The sequence below is a fragment of the Microbacterium sp. C-MGS6 genome (genome assembly GCF_058140415.1).
This window is the reverse complement of the sequence record NZ_CM176934.1, coordinates 1413229-1433878: the sequence shown is the minus strand read 5'-3', so window position 1 is coordinate 1433878 and position 20650 is coordinate 1413229. Positions and strand designations below refer to the sequence as shown.

Sequence of the window (20650 nt, the reverse complement as noted above, 5' to 3'; positions counted from 1 at the left end):
TACGGGGGCGCGCCGCCCCTCTCCGCCGCCCCTCGTCGCGAAGAGTTTGCGTTCCGCGTTCCGTGATCTACTCTCATGCCATGAACGCCCCCGCCGCCTCTCGTCGACTGCGCATCGCGGGCGTCGCCACCGCTCTTCTCGTCGCCGTCGCCGCGGGGGTCCTCGGAGTCTGGCGCCCCTGGGTTCCGGCGCCGTCGTCCCTCCCCGTCGGCGCGGCAGCCGGAGACGAATCCATCGCGGTGATCGCTCCCGCGCCGCTCGCGCTCCCGGAGGAGCCGACCGTCCTCGTCTTCGGTGATTCCTGGACCTACGGCTCGGCCGCCTCCGACCCCACCCTGGGGTATGCGTACGTGCTCGCCGACCTCCTGCGCGGCACGACCATCGTGGACGGCGTCCGGGGCAGCGGCTACCTCAAGCCCGGCATCGACGGCCCCACCTTCGGCGAGCGCATCGCGGCACTGGACCCGGCCCTCGACCCGGATCTCGTCATCATCCAGGGCTCCATCAACGACCGGGCGCAGGGCGAGGCCGGCTATCGCGACGCCGTGACCGCCGCATGGGACGCGCTGACGGCGCGCTACCCGGAGGCGGCGATCGTCGTGCTCGGGCCCGCGCCGCACGAGCTCCCGGTCGGGGCGCAGACGGCACGGATCGATCGGGACCTCGCGGCTCTCGCCTCGGCCCGCGGCTGGTGGTACATCTCCCCGATCGAGCGGGACTGGATCACCGACGAGAACTATCTCGCCGTCATCGACGTGGAGGTCGGGCGCAAGCATCCGTCCACCGACGGCCACCGCTACCTGGCGGAGAAGCTGGCCGCAGCGCTCGACGAACTGCGCGCCGCGCCGGTCACCGAGGCCGGTGGGTCGGAGACCACCCCCGACGAGTGATATTGTCGATCGGTACGCCTCCGTAGCTCAGTGGATAGAGCGCCGGTTTCCGGTACCGTAGGTCGCAGGTTCGACTCCTGTCGGGGGCACTAGAAAACACTGGGAGAGCTGGGGAAACCCCGGCTCGCAGTAGCCAAAACTGTGGCCACCTCGATTTTCGAGGTGGCCACGTTTTTATCGGCGTTTCGCGCTCAGGCGGCACGTTTCAGCCGTCCGCGGAACCGTTTTGCCGATCCGCTCTCTCACCATCCGCGCCGTCACCGGGCCAGCTTCGATTCCTTGAATGGATCGCCCGGCGGTGGAGGAGCGTCCAGTAGCGGACTTCACTGATGTGGCGTTGGGCCGCGGATGGGGTGGGTGTCGGTTGGGGCGCTTCGGGTCTCGGTTTCGACTGCGAGTACCGGGCGTCACGGTTCCGATGATCGCTGTGGCGTCAGGCATCCGCTTCTCTAGATGACACGCAATTGAGCGGCATTTACGATGCGAGCATGGGGATCAACTACGCCGCCGCGACCACTGTGCAGCTAAGGGCCGAGATCGCGGGAGCCGGGCGCAGTATCCGAAACGTCGCTGCGGAACTTGGCGTCGACTACACCACTCTGTTCAGGGCGGTCACTGGCGGGAGGCCGATTCGAGTGCAGACTGTCTTTGATCTGCTCGAGGTTCTCGGGGTGACTCCAGGCGTATTCTTCGCGCGCGTTCAAGAGAGGGCTGAGCGGGTGGCCGAAGAAACCGCAGCCACCCATCGCCTGTCTAGGCTCCCTTGATGCCACTGTCTACCCTGGGTAGACTATACTCATGGTCAGCGAGCAACCCACCCGGAAGATGGTCAAGGCACTACGGGCCGCCGGGTTCACCGCGGTCCGAACGGTTGGGTCGCACACCGTCTGGGCAAAGGAAAACACCAGCATCAGCGTCCCGGACGGGCACAAGACGATCTCTCCCGGCGTTGTTCGCCAGATCAACAAGGCAATTGAGGAGGCCACCAAGTGAAGAGCTATGAGGTCATCGTCAGCCGTGAGGGAAAATGGTGGATGGTCGCCATCCCCGAGATCGATGGGCTCACGCAAGCCCGCACGATCAAGGAAGCGCATCAAATGGCAAAAGAGTACATCGCCGTCACCCTCGATATTCCACTCGATTCATTCGGAATTCACGTCAAAGCTGAGCGCATCGGGACTGTAGAGCACGTCACGCAGATCCTCGAAGACATCAAGATCGAACGCGCGGAGGCCGAGAGGAAAGAGCGCGAAGCGAATGAGCGAGCTCGAGCGTTGGCCAAACAGCTAGCCGCTCAAGAGATCACTCTTCGGGACATAGGCGACTTGTTCGAAGTTTCTCACCAACGCGCGCATCAGCTCGTCAAATCGTAATTTCACCCTGAATGCGGTTCGCTCGCGCAGCAGGTACCCGTCTGATGCGATGCCCGTGTTAGATGAGCTGAAGGCGACCGCGGGTAATCGAACCAACCGATCTGCTTGCTGAGGCCTGGGCAATTGGATCGGATACTTCACTTGAGACAAGAGGGATCGTCCAGACGGACGGTCCCTCTTCTCGTGCGCCCAGGGTCCCGTCAGCAGCCCCGACGCACGGACCGGTAGCCTGGATCCGTGCCCTCCCTCCTCATCGCCGGTTCGACGCGCGCTCCGCGCCGTCTGTCGTCCGCGACGCCGATGACGGAGTGGATGCGCGTGGTCCTGCACCCCGGCACGAACGGGTGGACGAGCGTCTGGGGCACCCTCTCGCACGGCGAGATCGCGGGCTGCCCGCCGCCACAGGGATAGGCCGCACCCGGACGGGTGCGGCGACATCGCGTCACCCATCCATCTGCCGTGAGGTATCCCTGTGTCTTCTTCGTCGTCCCCTGCCCGTTTCCGTCTCGCGCCGCATGAGCTCTGGCGCGGCATCCGCTCCACCGCCCGCAGCGACGTGCTCGGCGGCGGTCTGCTGCTGACCGCCACGCTCGCCGCCCTGATCCTCGCCAACTCCCCCGCCGCCCCGTGGTACGAGGCGATCAGGGACTTCCGCTTCGGGATCCCGGAGTGGCACCTCGAGCTCAGTGTCGGCGCCTGGGCCGCCGACGGCCTCCTCGCGGTGTTCTTCTTCGTCGTCGGTCTGGAACTGAAGGAGGAGTTCGTCGCCGGGCGCCTGCGCGATCCGCGCCGTGCCGCGCTTCCGATCGCCGCCGCGGTCGGCGGCGTGGTGGTCCCTGCCCTGCTGTTCGTCGCGATCAACGCGGCCTCGGGCGCCGACGTGCTGCGCGGGTGGGCGATCCCCACGGCCACGGACATCGCGTTCGCGATCGCCGTGCTCGCCGTGGTCGGCCGCTTCCTCCCGCCGGCCCTGCGGGTGTTCCTGCTGACCCTCGCGATCATCGACGACCTGATCGCCATCACGATCATCGCCACCTTCTACACCGAGACCATCAGCTTCCCCTGGCTGATCCTCGCGCTCCTCCCCCTCGCAGGCTTCGCGCTCGCCGTGCAGAACGGCATCCGATCCTGGTGGATCCTGCTCCCCCTCGCTCTCGCCGTGTGGGCATTCGTGCACGCCTCGGGGGTGCACGCGACGGTCGCCGGCGTGCTGCTCGGCTTCATGGTGCCGGTGCGCCCGACGGACCGCGCGCGGGTGCGCACCGGGACGGACGGCGACGGTGCCCCGGTGTACGACGGGCTCGCCGCGCACTTCGCCGACCGCTGGGGCATCGTCGCGACCCTCGTCGCCGTGCCGGTGTTCGCGTTCTTCGCGGCCGGGGTCGAGATCGGCGGCATGGACGGCCTCGTCTCGGCGCTGACCGATCCGATCACGATCGGGATCATCGTGGGGCTCGTGCTCGGGAAGCCCATCGGCATCCTGCTCACGACCTTCCTGTTGAGCCGCGTGCCGGCCCTGCGCCTCGATGAGTCGCTGCGCTGGCCGGATCTCGCGGGCATGTCCCTGCTCGCGGGCATCGGGTTCACGGTCTCGCTGCTGGTGGGAGAACTCGCGTACGGCAGCAGCAGCGTCGCGGACGATCACGTGAAGATCGGCGTCCTCGTCGGCTCGCTCCTCGCCGCGGTCCTCGGTGGCCTGGTGCTCGCGGCCCGCAGCCGTCGTGCGCGTGCGGAGACCGGGGCCCTCTCCGAGAGGTGAGCACCCGCTCTACGCTCTCCTGCGCCGTTCGTCAACGCCCTGAGTGATCCTCGAGGCGGTGCTTAGCGTCGGTCACCCCGACGCAGCGAAGGAGCACCCGATGAAGGCGATGACCTACCGCGGACCGTACAAGATCCGGGTCGAGGAGAAACCCGATCCGACGATCCAGCATCCGAACGACGCCATCGTGCGGGTCACGAGGGCTGCCGTCTGCGGATCGGATCTCCACCTCTTCCACGGCATGATGCCCGACACCCGCATCGGGCACACCTTCGGTCACGAGATCGTCGGGGTGGTGGAGGAGGTGGGCTCCTCGGTGGAGACGCTGCGCCCTGGCGACCGGGTGATGGTGCCCTTCAACATCTACTGCGGGTCGTGCTACTTCTGCCGTCGCGGCCTCTTCTCGAACTGCCACAACGTGAACCCGAACGCGACCGCCGTCGGCGGGATCTACGGCTACTCGCACACGACAGGCGGGTACGACGGCGGGCAGGCCGAGCGCGTCCGTGTGCCGTTCGCCGATGTCGGCCCGTCGGTGATCCCGGAATGGCTCGCCTCGGAGGATGCGCTGCTGCTCACAGACGCGTTCTCCACGGGCTACTTCGGTGCTCAGCAGGGTGACATCGCCGAAGGGGACACGGTGGTCGTGTTCGGCGCCGGTCCCGTCGGCCTCGCCGCCGCGCGCTCGGCCTGGTTCCTCGGCGCGGGACGCGTCATCGTCGTCGACCACCTCGACTACCGGCTCGAGAAGGCCAGGCAGTTCGCCTTCGCCGAGACGATGCACCTCCATGAGGTCGGTGACATCGTCCTCGCCCTGAAGAAGGCGACCGGCTACCTCGGCGCCGACGTGGTGATCGACGCGGTCGGCGCGGAGGCGGACGGCAGCGTCGTCCAGCACGTGACCGGCGCGAAACTGAAGCTGCAGGGCGGCTCCCCCGTCGCCCTGAACTGGGCCATCGACAGCGCGCGCAAGGGAGGGGCGGTCTCGATCCTCGGGGCTTACGGGCCGCTGGTCACCTCCGTCCGTCTCGGGGACATCGTCAACAAGGGACTCACCGTGCGCGGCAATCAGGCTCCCGTGAAGAGGCAGTGGCCGCGACTGCTCGAACACATCCAGGCGGGGCACATCCGTCCGTCCGAGCTGCTCACCCATCGCTTCCCCCTGGAGCACATCGCCGAGGCCTACCACGTGTTCTCGTCCAAGCTCGACGACTGCATCAAGCCGCTCATCGTCGTCGGAGAGGAATGACCATGCCGTACGAAGGATCTCGACCCGTCCCCGCGCCGACCCCCGACGAGCTGCGCGCACGGATCCCGGGCTGGGGCGCCGACCTCGCCCCGGAGCACCGCCGCACCTGGCAGCAGGTGGACGATGTCGGCGACACCGGCGCCCATTGGGACCTCCCGGAGCGTCAGGGCCCCGACCGCGGCCGCGAGCGCTCGATCGAACACGGCATGCTGCCCCCGGTCTGGGGCACCGCGCAGCCGCTGCACGGCGTGTCCGGAGCCATCCGGCGCGTGGCCTACGACCGGTTCAGCGAGACGAAGAACACCCGCTGGCTGCTGCTCGTCCTGGGAGACCGTGTGGACGCCGTGACAGCGCACGCCCGCTCCCTGGTGACCCGGCGACCGGACGATCCGATCACCCAGACCGGCGTCCTCGCGGAGCCCCGTCACCGTCCGCTCGCATCACGGTTCGGACGAGGCCGCATCGATCTCCGGCACACGTGGCTCGACCCGATCATCGTCGTCGGGCCCTGGGTGCTGACGGCGGTCCTGGGCGTCCGCGCTCTCCGCCGCCTCGGCCGCCGGCACTGAGCCGGGACCGAGACGGCGGCGTGTGAGGCTCAGCGCCGCCGGATCTCTGCGGTGACGACCTCAGGACGGAGGTCGAGCCGCCGCAGCAGCTGCGCGTTGAGGGCCACCACGATCGTCGACAGCGACATCAGCACCGCACCCACGGACATCGGCAGCACGAAGCCGATCGGCGCGAGCACCCCCGCGGCGAGCGGCACGGAGAGCAGGTTGTACCCCGCCGCCCACCAGAGGTTCTGCTTCATCTTCCGGTAGGAGGCACGGGACAGCTCGATGACCGACAGCACGGCGCGGGGGTCGTCGCCCGCGAGGATGACCCCCGCGGACGCGATCGCCACGTCGGTCCCTGCGCCGATCGCGAGACCCACGTCGGCCTGGGCGAGGGCGGGCGCATCGTTCACGCCGTCTCCCACCATCGCGACCTTGCGGCCCTCGCGCTGCAACTCCTGCACCTTCGCCGCCTTGTCCTCCGGCCGGACGCCGGCGAACACGCGGTCGATGCCGAGGTCCGCCGCGACGGTGTGCGCGACGGCCTCCGCGTCACCGGTGATCATCACGACGTGGACGCCGAGCGCATGCAACGCATCGACCGCGTCCCGCGACTCCGGACGCACCTCGTCCGCGAGCTTGAGCGCCCCGACGACCTGGCCGTCACGCAGCACGTGCAGGATGATCGCACCGTCTGCACGCCAGCCCTCCGCGACGGGGAGCTCCTGGGCGTCCTCCTCCGTGAGCAGATGCGGGCCGCCGACCCGGATCACAGTTCCGTCCACCGTCGCGGTCACACCGACCGCAGGAGAAGACGAGAAGTCGCGGCTGGCCGGCACCGGGAGCTCCTTGTCGCGCGCAGCGCGCACGATGGCCTTCGCCAGCGGATGCTCGCTGTCGGCCTCGGCGGCCGCGGCGAGCGCCAGCACCTCGTCCGCGGTCTCCGCGCCGGCCACCGACACCTCGGACACGACGGGCTCGCCCTTGGTCAGGGTGCCGGTCTTGTCGAACAGCACGGTGTCGACGGTGCGCATGCTCTCCAGGGCGAGCCGGTCCTTCACGAGGACGCCGCCGCGCGCCGCACGCTCGGTCGCGATCGACACGACGAGCGGGATGGCCAGTCCCAGTGCGTGCGGGCAGGCGATCACGAGGACGGTGATCGTGCGGATCACGGCGTCATCCGGCAGACCGACGGCGCTCCACACGACGGCGGTGATCACGGCGGCACCCAACGCGAACCAGAACAGCCAACCCGCGGCCGTGTCGGCGAGGCGCTGCGCGCGAGACGAGGAGTTCTGCGCTTCCGTGACGAGCCGCTGGATCCCCGCGAGCGTCGTGTCGTCGCCGGTCGCGGTGATCTCCACGCGCAGCCCGGAGTCGGTGGCGACGGTGCCCGCGGTCACGGGGTCGCCGGTCGCACGGGTGACCGTACGGGACTCCCCCGTCACCATGGACTCGTCCATCGAGGCGCGGCCGTCGACGATGCGACCGTCCGCGGGGATGCTGCCGCCGGGGCGCACCACCACGACGTCTCCCACGCGGAGGTCCGAGGGAGAGACGCGCACGACCTGATCGCCCTCGACGCGCTCCGCCTCGTCCGGCAGGAGGGCGGCCAGCGAGTCGAGGGCGGAGGTGGTCTGTGCGAGCGACCGCATCTCGATCCAGTGCCCCAGCAGCATGATGACGATCAGCAGGGCGAGCTCCCACCAGAAGTCGAGCTCGTGGTGCAGGAGGCCGAGGCTCGCTCCCCACGAGGCGACGAACGCCACGGTGATCGCGAGACCGATGAGCAGCATCATCCCGGGCTTGCGCGCACGGATCTCGCTGACGGCGCCGGTGAGGAACGGCTTCCCTCCCCACACGTACATGACGGTGCCGAGGACCGGCGACACCCATGCCAGGCCCGGGATGTCGGGGAGCGGGTAGCCGAGGATCATCGCGAACATGCCCGAGAGCAGCACGGTGGGGACCGCGAGGACGAGCATGATCCAGAACAGCCGCCGGAACTGGGCGACGTGGTCGCCATGACCGCCATGGCCCCCGTGACCTCCGTGTCCCTCGTGATCCCCGTGCCCGGTGTGCCCGGTGTGTCCTGCGTGGTCCGTGTGGTCTCCGTGCGCGGTGTGGTCCGCGTGTCCGGAGTGGCTCGTCTGCGTCCCGGTCCCGGCTGCCGCGGGGTGGCCGTGCGCGGAATGGTCGTGGTGCGAGGTGCTCATGTCTTCCCTCCAACGTCGATGATGCCGTGCGGGGCCGATTCTGTCGCGGCCCCGCACGGATGGGGGCTCAGGCCGCCCTGGTGTACTTCGCGGGATCGGCGTCGAACGCCGGCCCGCAGCCCGCGCAGCAGAAGTAGTAGCGCGTGCCCTCGTGGTCGCGGTACAGGCCCGCGGCCTCGGCGGTCGCGATCACCACGGGTGTTCCGGCCATCACCGGGCATTCGGCCATGCCCTCGGCCGGCACGGCGAGCAGGTCGGTGCGCCCGTCGGCGGAGACGCCGCTCTGGCGCGGGACGCTGCAGCAGGATCCTGCGGGGGAATCGGACATGTCGGTGCTCCTCTGTCGTTCGTTCACGGGGTGTCCACCGCCCTGCTGCGGAAGGACCGCAGGCGGAGGCTGTTGCCGACGACGAAGACGCTGGAGAACGCCATCGCCGCACCGGCGAGCATGGGGTTGAGCAGGCCGAGCGCCGCGAGCGGGATCGCCGCGACGTTGTAGGCGAAGGCCCAGAACAGGTTGCCCTTGATCGTGCCGAGCGTGCGGCGGGACAGGCGGATCGCGTCGGCGGCACTGCGGAGGTCGCCGCGGACGAGGGTGATGTCGCTCGCCTCGATCGCCGCGTCGGTTCCGGTCCCCATCGCCATCCCGAGGTCCGCCTGCGCGAGGGCCGCCGCGTCGTTCACGCCGTCCCCGACCATCGCGACGACCTTGCCCTCGTCCTGAAGCCGGCGCACGACGTCGACCTTGCCCTGGGGCAGCACCTCGGCGATCACCTCGGTGATCCCGACCTCGCGTGCGATCTGCTCCGCCACCACGCGGTTGTCACCGGTGAGCAGGACGGGGGTCAGCCCCAGTGCGCGGAGCTGCGCCACCGCCTCCGCACTCGTGGCCTTGACCGTATCGGCGACGACGAGCACTCCGCGGGCCCGGCCATCCCAGCCCACCGCGATCGCGGTCGTGCCCTGAGCCTCCGCCTCGGTCGTGGCCGCTCTCAGCCCTGCGGACAGGTGCTGCGACCAGTCGGCGAGCAGCGAGGTGCGTCCCACGACGACGGCGTGACCGTCCACGATGCCCTGGACACCCTTGCCCTCGATGTTCCCGAACTCCTCGACGGCCGGCAGGGCGCCGAGTTCGCGGGTGGCCGCGGCCGCCACAGCCTGAGCGATCGGGTGCTCGGAGGCGTCTTCGAGGGCGCCGGCCAGCCGCAGCAGCTCCTCGCGCTCCACCCCGTCGTCGGTGTGCACCGCGGTCAGCGTCATGCGACCGGAGGTGACCGTCCCCGTCTTGTCGAGCACGATCGTGTCGACCTTCCTGGTCGACTCCAGCACCTCGGGGCCCTTGATGAGGATGCCCATCTGGGCGCCGCGACCGGTGCCGACGAGCAGGGCGGTCGGCGTGGCCAGACCCAGCGCGCAGGGGCAGGCGATGATGAGCACCGCGACCGCGGCGCTGAACGCGGCGGACGCAGGGAATCCGGCCGCCAACCAGGCCACCAGCGTGCCGAGGGCGATGACGATCACGATCGGCACGAAGATCCCCGAGACCTTGTCCGCGAGCCTCTGGACCTCGGCCTTCCCGGTCTGCGCGTCCTCCACCAGCCGCGCCATCTGCGCGAGCTGGGTGTCGGCGCCGACCCGGGTCGCACGGACGACCAGCCGCCCGCCGGCGTTCACGGTGGCTCCGGTGACGGCATCGCCCGCGCCGACCTCCACGGGCACCGACTCACCGGTGAGCATGGAGGCGTCGACCGCGGACGTGCCGCCGACCACGACACCGTCGGTGGCGATCTTCTCCCCTGGACGCACGACGAACTGGTCCCCGACCCGCAGCTCGCTCGTCGGGATCCGCGTCTCGACGCCGTCGCGGAGCACGGCGACCTCCTTCGCGCCGAGTTCCAGCAGCGCGCGGAGCGCCGCACCGGCCTGCCGCTTCGAGCGCTTCTCGAAGTAGCGCCCGGCGAGGATGAACGTGGTCACCCCGGCTCCGACCTCGAGGTAGATGTTGGCAGCACCGTCGCTGGGCGCCACGGTCAGCTCGAACGGGTGCGTCATACCGGGCATCCCGGCGGTGCCGAAGAAGAGCGCGTACAGCGACCACAGCAGCGCGGCGAGCGTGCCCATCGAGATGAGCGTGTCCATCGTGGCCGCTCCGTGCCGGAGGTTGATCCAGGCCGCCTTGTGGAACGGCCAGGCCGCCCACACGATCACGGGTCCCGCGAGCGCGAGCGACAGCCACTGCCAGTACGTGAACTGGAGCGCCGGGATCATCGCCATCGCGATGACCGGGACGGTGAGCACGACGGCGGCGATCAGCCGCTGCCGCAGCGCGGTGAGCTCCGGATCCGGCTGCTCTCCGTCGGGCTGCGCACCCTCCGGCGCGGGAGGCGCGGGGACGACGGCGGTGTAGCCGGTCTTCTCGACCTCGGCGATGAGCAGGGCGGTGTCGACGCCCGCCGGCACCGTGACGCTCGCCTTCTCGGTCGCGTAGTTCACGGTGGCGGTGACGCCGTCGAGACGATTGAGCTTCTTCTCGATCCGCATCGCGCACGACGCGCAGGTCATGCCGCCGATCTCCAGCTCCACGCTGGTCGCGGATGGGGTGTCCATCAGGACCGGACCGCCTGGTAGCCCGCCTCGTCCACGGCGGCCAGCACGGCCGTGTCGTCGACGGGGGCGGAGCTGCGCACCACGAGTCTCCCGCTCTGCGCGCTGACATCGATACCCTCGACACCGGGGATGCGCGACACCTCGTCGCGGATCGCCATCTCGCAGTGGCCGCACGTCATTCCGGCGACCTGATACTCGCTCGTGCTCATCATGTTTCCTTTCCTCGGGATACCCCCCTGGGGTACTCCTTCGGCACAACCTTATACCCTCCGCGGGTATTCCCGCACGCCCGGGCGGCAACGGGACTCGTCCGCTCCGGGTGAGGGACGCTCGGCATCCGACGCCGCGCCTGGGAGGATCGCGGTCATGGACTCCACTCCCCTGTCATCCTGGCGGGACACCACCACGCGCCGCGCCATCGAGGCGTTCGTCGCCGCCGCGACCACAGGCCCGGAGGCCGTCCCCGTCGAAGAACGGATCGCCGTGTTCGACAACGACGGCACACTGTGGTCGGAGAAGCCCATGCCCACCCAGCTGCACTACGTGGTCGAGCGCTGGCGCGAGGCGGCCACCCGCGACCCGTCCCTCGCCGAGAACCAGCCGTACCGCGCGGCGGTGACCGGTGACCTCGCCTGGCTCGGCACCGCGATCGACAAGCACTACGCCGGCGACGACTCCGACCTCGGCGTCATCATCCAGGCGCTCCTGGGGCTGACCGACGGTGTCAGCGTGGAGGACTACGCCCGTTCGGTCACGGAGTTCTACCGCTCCGCGCAGCACCCGATCCTCGGTCGCCCGTACGCGGATTCCGTGTACACGCCGATGGTGGAGCTGCTGCGCTACCTCGAAGCCCATGGCTTCACCTGCTACATCGTCTCCGGCGGCGAGCGCGACTTCATGCGGCCGATGACCCAGGCGAACTACGGCGTCCCTCCTGAGCGCGTGATCGGCTCGGCGCTCGGGCTCACCTACGACGAGAAGGATGCCAGCGTCCGCTACTCGTCCGCCCTGGCGTTCTTCGACGACGGTCCGGAGAAACCGGTGCGGATCTGGAGCCGGATCGGTCGGCGTCCGCTGCTCGCCGCCGGCAACTCCAACGGGGACATGCCCATGCTCGACTTCGCGCACGGCGGCCCTCGCCGCGGACTCGCGCTGCTGATCCATCACGACGACGCGGGCCGCGACGACACCCCCTACGACACGGGAGCCGAGAAGGCCCTGCGCGCAGCCGACGACCGCGGCTACACCGTGGTCAGCGTCAAGGACGACTGGGCGTCCGTGTTCCCCGACCGCGCCTGAGTCGGGCGGTGCCGGGCGGTCAGAGGGCGCAGCGGAAGCCGATGTGGGTCATGGCGGTGTCCTCTGCCTGCGCCGATCGCGCCGCAGGGCGGTAGCGGAGGCAGTACTCCGGAGCGCAGAGGTGCGAACCGCCCTTGAGCACGCGGCGCGGGATGGGCGACCCGGGTTCGGAGGACAGCAGGCTCGCGCGATGTCCCGCCTCGACGCCCACGGCTCCCGGCGGTACATGTCGGTGCGTCCAGTAGTCCGCCGTCCATTCCCACACGTTGCCGATCATGTCGTGCAGGCCGTAGCCGTTGGCGGGGAACGAGGCCACCGGAGCGGTGCCGATCCACCCGTCGGCGCCATGGTTCCGGTACGGGAAGGCACCCTGCCAGGTATCCGCCATGAGGGTGCCGTCCGGCTTCGTGTCCTCCCCCCAGGCGAAGCGGGCACCGACGAGGCCACCGCGCGCCGCCCATTCCCACTCCGCCTCGGTGGGCAGGCGCCTGCCGGCCCACGCGGCGTAGGCGACGGCATCGGGGTACGCGACCTGCACGACCGGATGATCGAGACGGTCATCGATCGACGAGGTCGGCCCGAAGGGGTGCCGCCAGGACGCCCCGGGCTCCCACCGCCACCACTGACGCCAGTCGCGAAGGTCGACGGGACCGCGTGTCGGCGTGAAGACCATGGCCCCGGGGACGAGGTCGTCCGGGTGCACGCCTGGGTAGTCGGCAGGGTCCATCGGCCGCTCGGCGATCGTGACGTAGCCGGTGTCCTCGATGAAGGCCGCGTACTGGCGATTGGTCACGGGATGCTCGTCCAGCGTGAACGGCTCCACGCGCCGCTCGTGGACGGGCCCCTCCTCCGGGTAGAACTCGTCCGACCCCATGAGGAGCGTGCCGCCGGGGACCTCGATCATCGCCGTCATGCCCTCATGCTAGGCCTCGGCCCGCTCCGGTCGATCACTCGCGCGACAGCATCGCCGTTGCCTCGAGTTCCATATCGAGATACTGCTCCGTGCTCACGTCCACCGCCACGCCCAGGAGCTTGCCGCCGGTGAACGGGAACGGGTTGCGGTACTGCGCGCTCACCGGGTCGGCGCTGTCCCACCCGACGCAGAGTCCGTCGCCGCAGAGCGTGAACTTCCCGACCTGCGCCCGCATCGGACCGGACGCCACCGCGCGATCGTCGACGTACAGCGTGGTCGTGCCGACGGACTCGCCGTGCTCCCCCGCCCCCTCGCGGACGAACTCCACGCCGAGGGTATGCGGGCCGGGGGTGAGCTCGTCCGAGGTGAACGACTGCTCCGGCGGGATGCCGAGGAAGTTGTACACGTAGACGAGCCTGTTGTCCTTGAGGAACAGCGAGTGCCCGCCGAAGCGCGAGCCGTGCGCGAAGAGCACGCCCTCGGCACCCTCGTCGAGCACGACGTCGGCGATGATCTTGTAGGAGCGCCCTCGGACGTTCACCGCGACGCTCTCCGGTACCGCCGCGGTGCCGGGGAAGTACACATACCGATCCCGGGGCGCCTCGGCCTGGGGCCGCGGGACCGTCAGGATCTCGCGAGCGGAGCGGTCATCGAGCGGAAGGGCGAAGTTCGCCTCCGCCTCGGCGAACCATGCGGTGATGAGCTCCTGCAGCTTCTCCGGGTGGGTCGCGGCGAGGTCGTTCGACTCGGAACGGTCCTCCGCCACGTGATACAGCTCCCACACGTCGTCGTCGAAGTGGCCCTTGCCGCTCAGCGGCGCGTGTACGGCGGCGGCCTTCCAGCCGTCCTTCCAGATGCCCCTCGTGCCGAGCATCGAGTAGTACTGCACCGTCTTCTGCGTCGGACCGTCCGGCGCCGCGTCGAAGGACGACTTCATCGAGACGCCGTCGAGCGGTCTCTGCGGCACCCCACGGTAGGACTCCGGCATCTCGATGCCGATGACGTCGAGCACTGTCGCCACGACGTCCACCGAGTGGTGGTACTGGTGGCGCAGCTCCCCCTTCGCCGCGATCCCCTTCGGCCAGTGCACGACCATCGGGTCGCAGGTGCCGCCGGAGTACTGGGAGTAGCGCTTGAACATCTGGAACGGCGTGGAGAACGCGGCCGCCCACCCGGTCGGATAGTGGTTGTAGGTGTCCGCGGAGCCGAGGGTGTCGATCATCGCGAGGTTCTCGGCGAGATCGTCGGGGTAGCCGTTGAAGAACTTGTTCTCGTTCACGGAGCCGTCCGGTGATCCCTCCCCCGAGGCGCCGTTGTCGGCGCAGTAGAAGATGATCGTGTTGTCCAGCTGGCCCGTCTCCTCCAGATAGTCCACGATCCGACCGACCTGGGCATCCGTGTACTCGGAGAAGCCGGCGAAGACCTCGGCCATCCGCGCGAACAGCCTCCGTTCGTCGTCGTTCAGCTCCGCCCACGGGCGCACGTAGTCGGCCGGGTTCGCCGCTTCGTCCGGCAACGGGTTGAACGGCGTCATCTGCGTGCCCTCCGGCAGCACGCCCTTCTCGATCATGCGGGCGAGCACCCACTCGCGATACGCGTCGTAGCCGTCGTCGAACGCCCCCTTGTACTTGTCGATGTACTCCTGCGGCGCGTGGTGCGGAGCGTGGTTCGCGCCGGGACAGAACCACATGTACCAGGGCTTCGAGGGGTTCGAAGCCTGCTGGTTCCGGATCATCGCGAGCGCCTGGTCGGCGAGATCCTTCGACAGGTGATACCCGTCCTCCGGGCGGTACGGCTGCTCGATGAAGTGGTTGTCCTCGACGAGATCGGGGTACCAGTTGTTCGTCTCGCCACCGAGGAAGCCGTAGAACCGGTCGAACCCGAGTTGCAGCGGCCACATCGAGCGGCTGCCTCCCGGCGCGATGTCCTCCTCCGGGACGTTGTGGTCTTTGCCGAGCCAGAACGTGCTGTAGCCGTTCTCCTGCAGCACCTGCCCGATCGTCGCGCACTCCGCCGGGAGCCGTCCCGCGAAGCCCGGGAAGCCGTTGGTGCCCTCCATGATCACGCCGGCGCGATTGACGTGGTGGTTGCGCCCCGTGAGCATGGTGGACCGCGTCGGCGAGCACAGCGCCGTGGTGTGCCACTGCGTGTAGGTGAGGCCCCCGGCGGCCAGACGATCCATGGTCGGCATCGCGATGCGACCGCCGTACGGCGACCAGGAGGCGAGCCCGGTGTCGTCGTAGAGCACGACGAGGACGTTCGGTGCTCCGTCCGGCGCCTTCCGCAGCTCGTACGGCGACCAGTCGGGACGGGAGTCGCGGACGTCCAGCGTGATCTCGCCCGAGAAGTCTGCGTTGAATTCCGACATCGTCTCTCCTTCGTTCAGGGCGCGTCCGCGCTCCTCGGCACGAGTCTTCCGAGCCGGCGTCCGTGTGGACAACGGTTCTCACCCGGGAAGGGTGATCTCAGTGGCGTCATCCTCGACCGGCTCGTCTGTCTCATCCGCTGCGGAGTCCGGGCGGCGCAGCAGTTCCACGAGGACCGTCAGCACGAGGACGCCGATCGCCACGCCCACGACGGCACCGAAGGTCACAGGGCGCGTCGCCACGAGGATGAGCACACCGATCGCCATCCCCGTGATGAGGATCGCGCCCCGATAGCGGTCGACCGCCCGCCCGAATCGTCCCGTGGATATCCCCCGAGCCTCCGCCGCCTCGCGCAGCGCCCCGGAGCCGCTCTCGGTCGCACCGCGCACCGTCGAGGCGCTGCGGCTCGATCCGGCCAGCCAGGCCCAGAGCGCGATGAGCACGCCGACGAGAGCGAGGGCGACGATGGTGGACCCGAGGAGCGCCGTGAGCTGATCGAAGAGGGATTCGGCCGCCGCGGCCGTCATGATGGACGGACTGACGGCGCTGACGAAGAACCCGCGTCCGATCCCCATCCCCGCGGCGAGGAGCAGGAAGACGACGGCGAAGCCCGCGCTCGTCCAGAACAGCGCCCGCGGCCGGTCCACCGCCAGCAGCACGCCGAGCACGACGAGGCCGAGCACGACCCAGGGCAACCAGAACCCTGCGGCCACCGCGATCTGGTAGACCGTGCGCACCAACGCGAGGGCGTCCGCCTGCACCACCGGGATGGTGCGATCGATCACGGGGATGAGGTCGGCCACGCCGGCCCCACGCTCGGCGAGAGCCTCCTTGACGCGTTCCACGACCGCCCCCACGTCCACCGAGAGCACGCCGTCGTCGCTCAGCTGCAGTGCGGTGCCCGGGTCGTCCTGGAGGATCGCGACGGCACGCTCATGCGTGAAGCGCAGCGACTCCGCCCAGATGTCGGCGAACTGCGGCGACGACACCACCTCGTGCACGACACCGTCGATCAGCGACGACAGCCCGGACGCGGCCGGTGCTTCCAGGAGCCCGAGGGCGGCTGTGGCACGGGGCGGCAGATCGAGGGCGCGCAGCCCATCGAAGAGCTCTCCGACCACCGCATCCAGGTCGACCTGCTCATCGATGGCGGTCGTCACCTGATCGGCGACGAAGTCCTGGACGTCCGGGTCCTGGGCCAGTGGAGCGAACGTCGCGACGAACCGATCCGCATCGACGAGCTGCAGCCGCGCCCACGTCCCCATCGCCGCGATCGGTGCGAGGAGCACTGCGACGACGAGCACGATCCCGGCGATGATGCTCCGGGCCGAGACCCGACGTCGAGGGCGACGCAGCTCCTCGTTCTCCTGCTCCAGCGCGCGCAATCGTTCCCGCAGATCGTCGATCTCGCTCATGGGCGCCTCGTCTCGATCGTCGCGGGCGCTCAGCCCAGCAGCTTCTGCTTCGCCGCGGTGAACTCCTCTTCCGTCAGCACACCGGAGGCCTTCAGCGACCCGAGCTCCTGCAGCTTGGCGATCAGGTCGTCCGCCGGTGCGGGCGGCGGGGACGCCGGCGGCGCATACTGCGCAGCCGCGGTGCGGGCCGCGTCGTCCATCTGGGCCTGTTGCTGGGCGGCCTCATACTGCTGCTGCTCGTACTCGCTCTGCGCGCGGCGCTCCTGGTGCCGCATGGCGGCTCCCTGCACCGCGGTCGCCGTTCCGGCGACCACCGCGGTCCGTGCGGCGAGACCGATGAGCCCCGGCCGGCCGAATCTCCGCAAGGGCATGTCATTCACCTTCCTGTTCGAGGATGTCCATCACCGCGTTCACGACGGGAGCCGGAATGCGCTCGGTGCGCAGCACCTGGCCTCCCGCGGCGGCGACATCCTGGGCCAGGGTCCGGGCGAACAGGAGTTCCAGGACCACCACGGCCGCGGATCGTCCCGGTGGCACGACCTCCGCCAGGGCGAGGACGTCGTCCTCGCTCGCGAGTCCGGCGACGATCGGCTCGAGCCCGCCGAGCGCCGGGGACCCGTCGCCCTCGTCCAGTTCGAGGATGTCGAGTTCCCCGCCCGCCGTCCTCGTCACCAGCACGAAATCCAGCACGCGCACGACGCCGCTCGACACGAGGTCGGTCAGCGCCGCGAACGTCGCCGGGTCCGGCCGGTCGCCGTCGAAGCCCACGAGGTAGAACTCGACGGGCCCGAATCGGAACTCCTCCATGTCGCCACCCTTCGTCCGGCAACAGGATGGCACCGCGACCGTGGGGCGCGTACCCCCTCTCACCCGCTCCGGGTGAGAGGGGGTACTCGGGCTCTCGCGCGGCTGTCACCATCAAGGACGGAGTGATGGAGGATCGAGGGCGGTCATGAGAAGCCGGGTGCTGGGCGACGTCGCGTTCGTCGTGATCGAGCTCCGCCGCGAGCACCCGGGACCACCGGTTCTCGAGCCACTCCTGCGGCAGGTCGAAGCAGGCACCCTGCGCGTGCTGGACTTCCTCGTGGTGCGGCGGGACGCCGACGCACACCGCATCACGGAGATCGACGGCGACGACTTCGCGCTCGCCGGTCTCCGCCTGTATGCGCCCGGACTCATCTGCGTCGAAGACGTCGGACACTTCCTCCCCTGGGTCCCCGTCGGCTCGGTCGCCGCCGTGATCCTCGTCGAACAGTGCTGGGACGTCCGGTTCGTCCGCGAGGTCGAGGACGGCGGCGATCGGATCCTGGCGACGCAGGCGATCCCCTCCGCGGTCGCGAACGCCGCCCTGGCGGCGACCCTGGGCGCAGCGTCGTGAGACGGCTCACCGCTCACACCATGGCGTGGACGGCCTCCCGCCGGGACGACACCCCGAGCTTGCGGTAGATCGCGCGTTGATGCGTCTTCACCGTGTTGACCGACACGGAGAGTTCCTGCGCGATCTCCGGCAGCGTGCGCGCCGTCTGCATCTGGTGGAAGACGTCGCGTTCCCGCTCCGACAGCCGATCGGTCACGGATCCGACCGCGTCGACGGCGAGGCATGTCTCGATGAACTCCTCGAACTGCGTGCCGTGATGCACATGCGCCTGCAGCAGCCGGCGCACCGCGACCTCCCGCGGACCGAAGAGCACGACGAGGTTCTCCGCGGACGCGACGGCGAGTGCGGCCTCGCACAGGTCATGCGCGTCCTCCTGGTGGCCGGTCGCCCTCCGGAGCGCAGCCGCGGTGATCAAGGTGGCGGCCTTGACGTACGACAGCTCGGAGGCGCCCCGCAACGATCGCAGCATCTCCAGCGCCGCAGCGTGATCCTCGGCGCGACGCAGGATTCCGGACAGGGCGACGCCCACGAGCGGGAGGTCGGTACCGCTCGCGTACTTCTTCGCGATGCGCAGTGCGCGCTCCCTCCGCCCCACCGCCTCTTCGAGCAGGGCCACCGACGACTCTCGGAACGCCGGCCACGCCACCCCCTGCACGACGTCGATGGGGAGTTCCTGCACGCCGATGGCCGCCCGGCGACATATCGCGGGGTCTCCTGTGAGCGCGGCCGAATAGGCGCCCATCATGCGTGCATGCCCGGCGAGGTCGCGGCCGGATGCGGCTTCCTCCCGTGCCGCGTCGAAGATCCGGACCGCCTCCTCCGCCTCGCCGGACCAGTACGCGACCCACCCCGCGGCGGCCATGGCGCTGCCGCGCGCGAAGGTGTTCCGCGGAAGAAGAGTCTCGCGGGTGCTCTCGGCCTCGGCGAGCACGGTCGCGGCCTCCGTGAGCCGGCCGGAGGTGGCGAGGCCGTAGGCGAGATGCCCGGCGGCGCGGGACGTGAGCTCCCGGTCGCCCGCTTCCTGCGCCTCGCGCGCCGCTGCAGAGAAGTACTCGATCGCGAGGTCCGGCGATTCGCGACTGCGCAGAGCGGTCCACCCCAGCAGGTGGTTGAGCGCCACCCGACCGCCGTACATCCTGTCGTCCTCGGCATCGAGCAGCGCGCGGATCTCGGGACCGGACACCGCCACCTCGACGGACGACTCCGCGAGCAGCAGGCGGACGATGAGGAGGACGGCAGGGGCGGCCTCCCCCGGCGTGCGGTCGAGGAGGGCCTCGGCCCGTCGGCACAGCTCCCGGGCGACACGATGGTCCCCGAGGACATCGCTGGCCCCGGCTCGCACGAGCAGCAGGTGCGGATCGTCCGGGTTGTCGCGCAGGAGAGTCGTCGCCGTCCGCTCCACGTCGCCGGCCGAGGAGCCGACCACGAGGCCCAACCAGTGCCGGAGGAGGATGGCCCTGGCACCGGCGCGATCCCCGGCGCGCCGCGCGTGCGTCACGGCGGCGATCGGATCCGTGTGCTCCAGAGCACGGGCGGCCCGGCGGTGCACGGTGGCGAAACGGGCGGCATCCGTCCGCGCGAGGTCGGCGCACCGACGCGCGAACGCGGGGTGCCACCGGTACGTCGGGCCGTTCGGGCCGTCGAACCGGTCCAGGAAGAGGCCGAGTCGGACGCAGCTCTCCAGGAGGTCGGCGGCGTCCTCCCTCGCCGTCACGAGTGCGGCGGTCTCCGGGGTGAGCTCCGCGCAGGCGGTGCCGTCGAGCACGAAGTCGGCGAGCGCGGGCGGCAACGCGTCCAGCACGTGCTCGCGGACGTACTCGCCGAGGAACGACGCGGCCGTGGACGCGGCCGTCGACGGCAGCGCACCTCCCACGAGGACGAGCCGTACCGCTATGGGCCACCCGCCGGTCTCCTCTCGCACGGCGGTCGCATCGAGACCTCGGGGCACCGACCGCAGCAGACGACGGATCTCGTCCGTCGAGAACCGGAGCGTCTCCACGCCGACGAACGATCCGGGATGCATGAGTCGATGGCGGGACAGGGTGACCTCGATCAACGTGGTCCCGACGAGGACGAGGTGCAGTCCGTCCGGAGGCTGATCGGCGAGGAGGCCGAGAAGTCCCTCCCGCCAGGACTCGCCGGCACGGTGTGCGTCGTCCACGATGAGGTGCATCGGATGCTCGGCGTCCTGAAGCGCCGCGCAGATCTGCCGGTAGGCGCGCACCGGATCCTCGATATCGCGGCGGACGGCGAACGCGCGCCCCGTGCGCTCGGCGGCGAGCGCCAGCGCATTCACCACCCCGGACGTCAGCAGCGCGGGATCGTCGTCCGAGGCGCTCAGCGTGAGCCAGGCGACGTCGTCGCGCGCCACCGCCCAGGCCATGACCGCCGTCGTCTTGCCGTAGCCGCTGGGCGCGCTGAGAACCGTCACCCCGTCGGCCTCCACGGCCGCCGTGATCGCTGCGGTCACGCGCTCCCGCGGCAGGACGCCGATGGGCGGGGCGGGCGGCCGGAAACGCATCGCCGGTCCCGGCCTCGTGGAACGTACGGGAGGCGGCATGGCAACACGAAACCACGGGCCCGAGCGCCCTTCCAGGGGGTGGGCCCGCAATCACCCGGATGAAAGTGCCG

General features: G+C 69.9%; 20 protein-coding genes and 1 tRNA gene. 11 read left to right on the top strand and 10 right to left on the bottom strand.

Features of this window, described 5'->3' with window-relative positions:
- The first annotated feature begins 80 nt into the window (after positions 1-80).
- The 9 genes from AC3B5L_RS06845 (at position 81) to AC3B5L_RS06805 (ending at position 5840) form a co-directional block, all read left to right on the top strand.
- Entirely contained in the window at positions 81-890 is an 810-nt protein-coding gene (locus AC3B5L_RS06845) for an SGNH/GDSL hydrolase family protein (RefSeq protein ID WP_187663800.1), read from the top strand.
- 16 nt (positions 891-906) lie between these two features.
- Positions 907-979 (top strand) — tRNA-Arg (locus AC3B5L_RS06840).
- Between the two features lie 399 nt (positions 980-1378).
- On the top strand, positions 1379-1657 hold the full coding sequence (locus tag AC3B5L_RS06835; protein WP_187663799.1) for a helix-turn-helix domain-containing protein: 279 nt from the start codon (positions 1379-1381) through the stop codon (positions 1655-1657).
- A 31-nt stretch (positions 1658-1688) separates the two neighbouring features.
- The gene (locus tag AC3B5L_RS06830) at positions 1689-1883 is read left to right on the top strand and encodes a type II toxin-antitoxin system HicA family toxin (RefSeq protein ID WP_187663798.1); all 195 of its coding nucleotides are present in this window, start codon (positions 1689-1691) and stop codon (positions 1881-1883) included.
- A complete protein-coding gene (locus AC3B5L_RS06825) occupies positions 1880-2263 on the top strand; it encodes a HicB family toxin-antitoxin system (RefSeq protein WP_187663797.1) in 384 nt (127 codons plus the stop codon). The genes AC3B5L_RS06830 and AC3B5L_RS06825 overlap by 4 nt, the downstream gene beginning before the upstream one ends.
- Positions 2264-2500: 237 nt before the next feature.
- Positions 2501-2674, top strand: coding sequence for a hypothetical protein (locus AC3B5L_RS06820; RefSeq protein ID WP_164498170.1), 174 nt, complete (start codon positions 2501-2503; stop codon positions 2672-2674).
- A gap of 61 nt (positions 2675-2735) precedes the next feature.
- A complete protein-coding gene (gene nhaA, locus AC3B5L_RS06815) occupies positions 2736-4022 on the top strand; it encodes a Na+/H+ antiporter NhaA (RefSeq protein ID WP_366236548.1) in 1287 nt (428 codons plus the stop codon).
- A 100-nt stretch (positions 4023-4122) separates the two neighbouring features.
- A complete protein-coding gene (locus tag AC3B5L_RS06810; RefSeq protein WP_490096336.1) occupies positions 4123-5271 on the top strand; it encodes a zinc-dependent alcohol dehydrogenase in 1149 nt (382 codons plus the stop codon).
- A 2-nt stretch (positions 5272-5273) separates the two neighbouring features.
- The gene (locus AC3B5L_RS06805; protein WP_268776495.1) at positions 5274-5840 is read left to right on the top strand and encodes a hypothetical protein; all 567 of its coding nucleotides are present in this window, start codon (positions 5274-5276) and stop codon (positions 5838-5840) included.
- A gap of 29 nt (positions 5841-5869) precedes the next feature.
- Here the strand turns inward: AC3B5L_RS06805 and AC3B5L_RS06800 are convergent, their stop codons facing one another.
- The 4 genes from AC3B5L_RS06800 to AC3B5L_RS06785 all read right to left on the bottom strand — a co-directional run bounded on the left by AC3B5L_RS06800 (position 5870) and on the right by AC3B5L_RS06785 (position 10857).
- The gene (locus AC3B5L_RS06800) at positions 5870-8041 is read right to left on the bottom strand and encodes a heavy metal translocating P-type ATPase (protein ID WP_490096335.1); all 2172 of its coding nucleotides are present in this window, start codon (positions 8039-8041) and stop codon (positions 5870-5872) included.
- A gap of 67 nt (positions 8042-8108) precedes the next feature.
- A complete protein-coding gene (locus AC3B5L_RS06795; RefSeq protein ID WP_187663793.1) occupies positions 8109-8369 on the bottom strand; it encodes a YHS domain-containing protein in 261 nt (86 codons plus the stop codon).
- Between the two features lie 23 nt (positions 8370-8392).
- Positions 8393-10648 carry a heavy metal translocating P-type ATPase gene (locus tag AC3B5L_RS06790; protein ID WP_490096334.1) on the bottom strand — a complete coding sequence of 752 codons (2256 nt, stop codon included), beginning with the start codon at positions 10646-10648 and terminating at the stop codon, positions 8393-8395.
- Entirely contained in the window at positions 10648-10857 is a 210-nt protein-coding gene (locus AC3B5L_RS06785; RefSeq protein WP_370428776.1) for a heavy-metal-associated domain-containing protein, read from the bottom strand. The genes AC3B5L_RS06790 and AC3B5L_RS06785 overlap by 1 nt, the downstream gene beginning before the upstream one ends.
- Before the next feature lie 157 nt (positions 10858-11014).
- Between AC3B5L_RS06785 and AC3B5L_RS06780 the strand changes: the two genes are divergently transcribed.
- Complete coding sequence (locus AC3B5L_RS06780; protein WP_292796674.1) at positions 11015-11947, top strand: HAD family hydrolase; 933 nt, start codon at positions 11015-11017, stop codon at positions 11945-11947.
- A 19-nt stretch (positions 11948-11966) separates the two neighbouring features.
- Here the strand turns inward: AC3B5L_RS06780 and AC3B5L_RS06775 are convergent, their stop codons facing one another.
- From AC3B5L_RS06775 to AC3B5L_RS06755, 5 genes are all read right to left on the bottom strand, one after another.
- Positions 11967-12860: a formylglycine-generating enzyme family protein gene (locus AC3B5L_RS06775; RefSeq protein WP_280565922.1), complete on the bottom strand. Its 894-nt coding sequence runs from the start codon at positions 12858-12860 to the stop codon at positions 11967-11969.
- Between the two features lie 34 nt (positions 12861-12894).
- A complete protein-coding gene (locus AC3B5L_RS06770) occupies positions 12895-15228 on the bottom strand; it encodes an arylsulfatase (protein ID WP_490096333.1) in 2334 nt (777 codons plus the stop codon).
- Positions 15229-15306: 78 nt separating this feature from the next.
- Positions 15307-16641 carry a hypothetical protein gene (locus AC3B5L_RS06765; protein WP_187663788.1) on the bottom strand — a complete coding sequence of 445 codons (1335 nt, stop codon included), beginning with the start codon at positions 16639-16641 and terminating at the stop codon, positions 15307-15309.
- Positions 16642-16670: 29 nt separating this feature from the next.
- Complete coding sequence (locus AC3B5L_RS06760) at positions 16671-17012, bottom strand: SHOCT domain-containing protein (protein ID WP_187663787.1); 342 nt, start codon at positions 17010-17012, stop codon at positions 16671-16673.
- A 1-nt stretch (position 17013) separates the two neighbouring features.
- Entirely contained in the window at positions 17014-17448 is a 435-nt protein-coding gene (locus AC3B5L_RS06755; RefSeq protein ID WP_490096332.1) for a DUF6325 family protein, read from the bottom strand.
- A gap of 145 nt (positions 17449-17593) precedes the next feature.
- Between AC3B5L_RS06755 and AC3B5L_RS06750 the strand changes: the two genes are divergently transcribed.
- Positions 17594-18019, top strand: a complete 426-nt coding sequence (locus AC3B5L_RS06750) for a DUF6325 family protein (RefSeq protein ID WP_187663785.1) — start codon at positions 17594-17596, stop codon at positions 18017-18019.
- A gap of 13 nt (positions 18020-18032) precedes the next feature.
- Here the strand turns inward: AC3B5L_RS06750 and AC3B5L_RS06745 are convergent, their stop codons facing one another.
- Positions 18033-20540: a winged helix-turn-helix domain-containing protein gene (locus tag AC3B5L_RS06745; protein WP_259955237.1), complete on the bottom strand. Its 2508-nt coding sequence runs from the start codon at positions 20538-20540 to the stop codon at positions 18033-18035.
- Between the last annotated feature and the right edge of the window lie 110 nt (positions 20541-20650).